At 68.4% G+C, this 6,374-nt stretch carries 7 protein-coding genes and 1 pseudogene; 1 reads left to right on the top strand and 7 read right to left on the bottom strand.

The genetic code is table 11. The features are described from left to right. The 7 genes from ACT6XY_RS21905 to flgB all read right to left on the bottom strand — a co-directional run. Positions 1 to 2,199, bottom strand: a 2,199-nt coding sequence (locus ACT6XY_RS21905) for a PAS domain-containing sensor histidine kinase (RefSeq protein WP_444750425.1), incomplete at its 3' end; no start/stop codon positions are given. Positions 2,200 to 2,327: 128 nt separating this feature from the next. Further along, positions 2,328 to 3,398: a flagellar biosynthesis protein FlhB gene (gene flhB, locus ACT6XY_RS21900; RefSeq protein ID WP_444750424.1), complete on the bottom strand. Its 1,071-nt coding sequence runs from the start codon at positions 3,396 to 3,398 to the stop codon at positions 2,328 to 2,330. A gap of 3 nt (positions 3,399 to 3,401) precedes the next feature. Next, entirely contained in the window at positions 3,402 to 4,142 is a 741-nt protein-coding gene (gene fliR, locus ACT6XY_RS21895; protein WP_444750426.1) for a flagellar biosynthetic protein FliR, read from the bottom strand. 90 nt (positions 4,143 to 4,232) lie between these two features. Next, on the bottom strand, positions 4,233 to 4,499 hold the full coding sequence (gene fliQ, locus ACT6XY_RS21890; protein WP_444750423.1) for a flagellar biosynthesis protein FliQ: 267 nt from the start codon (positions 4,497 to 4,499) through the stop codon (positions 4,233 to 4,235). 10 nt (positions 4,500 to 4,509) lie between these two features. Next, complete coding sequence (gene fliE / locus ACT6XY_RS21885; protein WP_444750422.1) at positions 4,510 to 4,818, bottom strand: flagellar hook-basal body complex protein FliE; 309 nt, start codon at positions 4,816 to 4,818, stop codon at positions 4,510 to 4,512. A 5-nt stretch (positions 4,819 to 4,823) separates the two neighbouring features. Next, on the bottom strand, positions 4,824 to 5,240 hold the full coding sequence (flgC, locus tag ACT6XY_RS21880) for a flagellar basal body rod protein FlgC (protein ID WP_106748798.1): 417 nt from the start codon (positions 5,238 to 5,240) through the stop codon (positions 4,824 to 4,826). A gap of 8 nt (positions 5,241 to 5,248) precedes the next feature. Further along, complete coding sequence (flgB, locus tag ACT6XY_RS21875) at positions 5,249 to 5,674, bottom strand: flagellar basal body rod protein FlgB (RefSeq protein WP_444750421.1); 426 nt, start codon at positions 5,672 to 5,674, stop codon at positions 5,249 to 5,251. Between the two features lie 209 nt (positions 5,675 to 5,883). Here flgB and ACT6XY_RS21870 point away from each other — a divergent pair. Further along, positions 5,884 to 6,374 (top strand): annotated as a pseudogene (locus tag ACT6XY_RS21870) (hypothetical protein); the annotation flags it as partial.

Below are 6,374 nucleotides of genomic sequence, written 5' to 3'. Positions count from 1 at the left end.
CGCCTCGGCGGCGGCGACGGCCGGCTCGGGGGCCGCCGGCTCGGCGCTCTCCGCATGGCGCGGCAGGAACACGCGGAAGACCGTGCCGCGGCCGACCTCGCTGTCGACGAAGACATAGCCGCCGGACTGCTTGACGATGCCGTAGACGGTTGACAGGCCGAGGCCCGTGCCCTTGCCCACCTCCTTGGTGGAGAAGAACGGGTCGAAGATCTTCTGCTTGATCTCGTCGGGGATGCCGGTGCCGGTGTCGGTCACCTCGATCATCACCGCGTCGCTCTCCGGCATGTCCACCGGGTCGTCCTTGGAGCGATGGCGGGTGATGTCGGCCGCCGCGACATTGGCGGTGCGGATGGTCAGCTTGCCGCCGTCGGGCATCGCGTCACGGGCGTTGACCGCGAGGTTGAGGATCACCTGTTCGAGCTGGGTGACGTCGGCGCGCACCGGCCAGAGGTCGCGGCCGTGGATCATGTCGAGCCCGACGCGCTCGCCGAGCGACCGGCGCAGCAGCATGGAGAGGTCCGACAGCACGTCGCCGAGCTGGACCACCTGCGGGCGCAGCGTCTGCTTGCGCGAGAAGGCCAGCAGCTGGCGCACCAGGCTCGCGGCGCGGTTGGCGTTCTGCTTGATCTGCATGACGTCGTTGAACGACGGGTCCGCCGGCTTGTGGTCCATCAGCAGCAGGTCGGCATGGCCGATGATGGCCTGCAGCACGTTGTTGAAGTCGTGGGCGACGCCGCCGGCGAGCTGGCCCACGGCGTTCATCTTCTGCGACTGGGCGAACTGCTCCTGCAGCTGGCGCAGCTCGGTCGTCTCCACCGCATAGACGATGGCCGCTTCGCCCGGCTGCTCGGGGTCGTCCACCGGCGCCACGAAGAAATGGCAGAAGCGGTTGGCATTGCCCTGCAGCGCTCCGTCCACGGCGGCGAGATCGCCCTTGCCGGCGGCCGCCTCGCCGATGGCCTGGGTCAGGGCCGGGCGCGAACTCTCCTTGACCAGCGACAGGATGGAGCGCGGTCCCGCCTCGGTGGTCGGGGCGACGTCGGCCAGCATGCGGGCGAAGATCGGATTGGCGCGGCCCACATGGCCCTCGCGGTCGACGGTGGCGATGGCGAGCGGCGAGGAGTTGAAGAAGCGGGCGAAGCGCACCTCGGCGGCCCGGAGGCTGTCGCCGCTGTCGCCGGTACGCGCCCGGTTGATGACGAGGGTGCGGGAGGCGCCGGGCGTGCCATCGGCGGAGAAGGCGACCTTGTGCAGCAGGCGCACCGGCAGCGCCTCACCGGAGCGGCGCTTCAGGTCGAGATCGAAGGTGGCGGTGGTCACCTCGCTGGGCTTGGCGGGGATCGTCCGGAGAAGGGCCGCGGCGTCGGCTGCGAGGATGTCGGCGAGGGCAAGGCCCCCGGGGCCGACCTCGGTGAGGTCATGGTCGAGCCAGCCCGCGAGGGTGGCGTTCATGTAGGCGATCTCGCCGGTCGGCTCCATGGAGAAGAAACCGGCGGGGGCGTGGTCGAGAAAGTCGATGGCCTTCTGCAGCGTCTCGAAGGCGCTCTCCGCGCTCTGCCGGTCGCGGGTGATGTCCTCCACCGTCCAGACGCTGGCACGGCCGCCGCCGCGGATGCGTGAGGCGCCCTCCCCCGTCATCGGCCGCACCTTGAGGCGCAGCCAGCGGGCGTCGTCCGCCTCGGCGCGGCGCACCTCCTCCTGGTGGCGGCGGCCCTCGCGGGCGGCCTGCGACAGGCGGTAGATCGCTTCCGAAACCTCCGGAGCACCGGTGAAGGCCCGCTCCACCGCCCTGACGTCTTCCTCGCCCGCAGCGCCGGTCAGGCCGAGATAGGCCGGGTTGGCGTAGAGCACGCGGCCCGAGGGGTCGCTGACCACCACCGCCTCGCTGGCGCTGTCCACCATCGCCTTGGTGAAATCGTTGCGGTTGTCCTCGCTGGCAAAGCGCAGGATGCCCGAGGCATAGGCGAAGAGCGAGAAGACGCCGCAGACCGCCAGCGTGGCGAGAAGCCCGATGACGTAGGGATAGGCGTTGTCGCGGCCGATCATCAGGAAGAACAGCGCCGCGCCGACGAGCACGACGGCGACGACCAGCACCATGGCGGTCGAGCCGGACTGTTCGGAGCGGTCGACCGACCGCCGCGTCACCGGCACGGCCGGGGAGGCATGGTCGGCGCGGATGTTCTTTTCGGCGAAGGCCATGGCGGGGAAGAGCCGTTGGTCAGGGTCAAACGAGAATCCGACGCCGATTCTCGCAATCTAGTCGTGCCGCGTCGCCGCCCGGGAGGCAAGGGCGGAGGCACCACGGGCGTGCAATTCCGGCACCGGGGCTAGCGCATCGTGCCCTTCAGCCGCATGACGTAGCCGATCACCTCGGCCACGGCGCGGAAATGCTCCTCCTGGATCGGCTGGTCGACCTCGACGCTGGCGTGGAGGGCGCGGGCGAGCGGCACGTTTTCCACGATCGGCACGTCGCTGGCGGTCGCGAGCTCGCGGATCTTCAGGGCGATCAGGTCCATGCCCTTGGCGACGCAGACCGGGGCCACCATGCCCGGTTCGTATTTCAGCGCCACGGCGAAGTGGGTCGGGTTGGTGACGACCACGGTGGCGGTGGGGACGTTGGCCATCATGCGCTTGCGCGAGCGCTCGCGGCGCAGCTGCTTGATCTTGCCCTTGATCTCGGGATTGCCGTCCGACTGCTTGAACTCCTCCTTGAGCTCCTGGATCGACATCTTCTGCCGGGTGTACCAGCGCTGATACTGGTAGACGTAGTCGGCCACCGCGATGATCGCCATGATCGCCACCACCGCGATCAGCACGCTCATGACGATCGAGAATGTGTGCGGCAGGAGCATCTCCACGTCCATCCGCACGAGGCTGTCGATGGTGCTGCGCTGCGGCCAGAGCACGGTGAAGATGACGACGCCGACCAGGGTGATCTTGGCGAGGCCCTTGAGGAAGTTCACCAGCGCGTCGGGGCCGAAGATGCGCTTGGCGCCGGCGAGCGGCGAGATCTTGGAGAACTTCGGCTTCAGGCTTTCCCCTGAGAAGACCAGCCGGTGCTGGACGAGATTGGCCGCGATGCCGGCGACGAAGAGGCCGAGGAACGGCAGGCCCACCGCCACCACGATGGCGAGGATCAGCGAGATCATCAGCTGCATGCCTGCCGAGCGGTCGACGCTGACGAGATCGGCATTTGCGATGAGGTTCTTCAGCGGCACCGCGAGCCCGCCCGCCGAGCCCGCGGCCATGGTGGCGACGATGAGGGTCGAGATGAACAGCAGGAACCACGAGACCAGATCCTGGCTCTTGGCGACGTCGCCCTTCTTCAGCGCGTCGTCGAGCTTCTTCTGTGTGGGGTCGTGTGTCTTCTGGTCCTTGTCGTCGCCGCCCTCTGCCACCGGCTATCTCCGGTTGACGGCGATCTCGCCCAGGATCGCTTCGAGGCTGCCCATGTAGTGGGACATCATCACCGACAGGACGAGGAGGAGGATGAAGAAGCCGACGCCGATGGTCACCGGCATGGCGATGAAGAAGACCTGCATCTGCGGCATGAGCTTCGACAGCACGCCGAGGCCGATGTTGAACACCAGCGCGAAGACGAGGAACGGCGCCGAGAGCTGGATGGCGATGAGGAAGGAGCGCGCCATCACCATGGTGAGGAACTGCGCCGCATCGCCCGAGGCCGGCAGCAGACCCGGGCGGATGATGGTGAAGCTGTCGGAAATCGCCGCGATGATGAGGTGATGCAGGTCGGTGGCGAAGACCAGCGCCACGCCGATCAGCGACAGGAAGGTGCCGATGACGGCGCCCTGCTGGCCCTGCGTCGGGTCCACCTGCATGGCGAAGCCGATGCCCATGGCCTGGGCGATGACGACGCCCGCCGTCAGCAGCGCCGAGACCGCGATGCGTGCCGCCATGCCGAGGGTGAAGCCGACCGCCATCTCCATGAACAGCACCATGAGGACGCCGCCCGGGCGGGTGAGGTCGATCTCGTAGAGCGGCCGGTGCAGCGGGAAGAGGACGAGGGTCAGGAGAAGCGCGATGCCGAGCCTGACCCGCATGGGAAGCGATCGCTCACCGAGCCCCGGCATCAGCGCCATCATGGTTCCGACCCGCGCGAAGACGAGCAGGAAGACGACCATGATCTCCGGGGTGATCGGGACGGTCACGCGGGGCGCCCCTCCTGGAGCTCGGCCGATGCGGCGGGGCAGACGCCGCCGATCAAAGCTGATTCACTCGCCCGAGACCACTTTCGCCATGATGCGCCCCGTGACCCCGTTCATCATGTCGCCCATGAAGGGGAGCGCGAGGATGAGGGTCGCGAAGATGGCGAGGATCTTCGGCACGAAGACCAGCGTCTGCTCTTGGATCTGGGTCAGGGCCTGGACCAGCGACACGGCGACGCCGACGACGAGGCCGACCACCATCAGGGGCGCAGAGACCAGGATGATGGTGAGAATGCCGTCGCGGGCGACGTCGAGAACATCAGCGGGGCTCATGGTCTTGGTCCTAGATCTGCATGCGCATGATTTCCTCGTAGGACTGCACGACCTTGTCGCGCACGGCCACGAGGGATTCGATGGCGACCTCGGTCTCCGCGACCGCGGTCACCACGTCGATGAGGTCGGCGCGGCCTGCGGCCATGGCCTGGCTGCGCTGGTCGGTGGTGCGGGCGGTCTGGTCGAGATTCTGCACGGCGCTGCGCAGCATCTCGCCGAAGCCTCCGCCCTGGCCGGCGGCGCGGGTGGCCCCGGCGGCGGGCGAGAACAGCCGGGCGGCCGTCGCATAGGCGTTTGCGGCGATGGACGAGGACGACATCGGGATCAGGCTCTCAGGAGTTCGATCGTGCGCTGGATCATGCGGCGCGTGGAGGTGACCACGTTGAGGTTGGCCTCGTAGCTGCGCTGGGCCTCGCGCATGTCGAGGCTTTCCACCAGCGAGTTGACGTTGGGCACCTTCACGTAGCCGCGGGCGTCGGCCGCCGGATGCTGCGGGTCGAAGCGGGTGCGGAACTCGCCCTGCTGCTGGCGCACCGGACCGAGCTGCACCGTCGTCGCCTGCAGCTCGCGGTCGAAGGTGGTGCGGAACGTCGGGATCTTGCGGCGGTAGGGGTCGCCGCCCGGCGTCTCGGCCGTCGAACTCGAATTGGCGATGTTCTCGGCCGTGATGCGCATGCGCCCGGCCTGGGCGCGCATGCCGCCGGCGGCGATGCGGATGGACTTGAGGAAGTCGGTGGACATGGTGCGTCTCAACCCTTCTTGCCGATGGCGGTGCGGATCAGACCGAGGGAGCGCTGGTAGAGGCCGGCGACCGCCTGGTAGTCCATCTGGTTCTGCGAGACCTTGAGCATCTCGTCCTCGAGGTTGACGCGGTTGCCGGCGGGCGTGGTGACGAGACCCGTGTCGCGGCGCACGTCTAAGCGCGTCGTCTGGCTGCCCGAGGTCTGGATGTGGCGGGGGTCGGTGCGCATGGGCCCTGCCCCGATGCTGGCGCCGGCCGAGGCGACGGCCGTGCCGCGCGCCATCGATTCGAAGGTCGGGGCCCTCAGGTCCCGCGCCCGGTAGCCCGGCGTATCCGCATTGGCGACATTTTCGGCCAGTAGTTTCTGCCGGTCCTGATGCCAGCGCATCCGGTTGCGGAGCATGGAGAAGATCGGCACGTCGCTCGTCGCCATGGAATCCCCCGCGCCCCGTCGATAGGCAAAGGATGCCGGGCACATGGTTAACGACCGGTTAACTGTTAAGGGACTTTCAACCTCTGCCCCGCCGGGTTAACCATCCCGCGAGGTCGAAGTCGGCAAGGCTTGCCGGGTCTGTTAACCTCAACATAGATTTAATGCGCGCTCTCCGGGCGGGCGTGCGCCATGCCATGGGATCGGTCTCGATGAACTTTCTCACCAATCTGCTCGGTCCCAACGCCCCCCTGGCAGCCACCTTCATCGTCGCCTTCGCGGCGGTCCTGGTGCTGATCGGGCTGACCGCGTGGATCTTCCGCCTGATCCGTGGCCGGGGTCTGGGCATCGGCTCCGGCGGTCGCGGCCGCCAGCCGCGCCTGGCCGTCCTCGATTATGCGGACGTCGACCAGCGCCGCAAGCTGGTGCTCATCCGCCGCGACAACGTGGAGCACCTGCTCCTGCTCGGCGGCCCGACCGACGTGGTGGTGGAGACCTCCATCGTCCGCGGCATGCCGGTCCAGGCCTCCTCCCTGCGCGAGGCGGCCCCCGCCCCGACCTATGTCGAGCCGGATCCGCCCATGCCGCAGACCCGGCCCTCGCTGCGCGAGACCGCGCGTCAGGCGGCCGGCGAGCCCACTCCGTCCCGGCCGATGAATCTCGACATGCCGCCGGCCCGCCCCGAGCCGGCCCCGCTCCGGCC

Source organism: Phreatobacter sp., assembly GCF_052440005.1.
GTDB lineage: Bacteria > Pseudomonadota > Alphaproteobacteria > Rhizobiales > Phreatobacteraceae > Phreatobacter.
Note: the sequence above shows the minus strand (reverse complement) of the source record. Positions and strands in the feature narration are given on the sequence as shown.